Annotated in this window: 2 protein-coding genes; both read right to left on the reverse strand. The window is 53.4% G+C overall.

Annotated features, from left to right (window positions below):
- A partial coding sequence (locus tag HMPREF0178_RS20185; RefSeq protein ID WP_039959584.1) for a hypothetical protein occupies positions 1-392 on the reverse strand: 392 nt, incomplete at its 3' end.
- Positions 393-431: 39 nt separating this feature from the next.
- Positions 432-713, reverse strand: a 282-nt coding sequence (locus tag HMPREF0178_RS20190; protein WP_009369397.1) for a hypothetical protein, incomplete at its 5' end; no start/stop codon positions are given.

Here is a 713-nt window from a genome sequence, read left to right on the forward strand (position 1 = left end):
ATAATCTCCCGGGGCTTTCTTTTGTCAAATGCCTTCGGCATATTCACCGAGTTCATCAAGCACGTTTTTCTATCCGAGTTGCTGTCGGCAAGGCAGTGTTTCGCATAAAACGTCTGCAAACCAAGCTGGATGAGGAGTCCGGGAGTTTTCTTGACGGCAGGTGATACTTCCGGATCGGCGTTTAGTTCGATTTCAAGTTTTTCCAGTCCCTCTTTCCAGCTTTTTCCTGGGTCTTGAGCAAAGCCATAGGACAAAAAAGGGTCGGTGAAGCACATATCGTCAAGGAGCGTGAGGTATGCGGCAACTTTCTTTTGGGCTTCAGCGGTGGGAGTTTCGGCATAAGCCGATGAGCCCATGCAAAGCATAATAATGAGTGCCAGAACGCGGCACATCTTTTTTCTCCCTTTCATTCGCATTTTAGCTCCCCCTCGTTAGTCTTCCAGCACAGCCTCGACACGCTGGCGCAGTTCGGCTGCTTTGCGAGCATTGCCTCGGGCGTAGGTCCGGCCCATCTGCCACAGTTCGCCAATGGCATCTTTAAGTTGGGTCGGGACGTACTCACGCCGCATGGCCTGCCGCTGGAGCGTTTTGATCCTGTCGCGCCATTCGCTGCCCGGATTCTCGCTGCCGCATCCATAGACACACCGCCGGAATATCTCCGAGTCCTTGAATCCGTCGAAGTCGTCCAGAAGGTCGTTATGGCCTCCCGGACG

The sequence above is a fragment of the Bilophila sp. 4_1_30 genome, from assembly GCF_000224655.1.
Taxonomy (GTDB): domain Bacteria; phylum Desulfobacterota; class Desulfovibrionia; order Desulfovibrionales; family Desulfovibrionaceae; genus Bilophila; species Bilophila wadsworthia.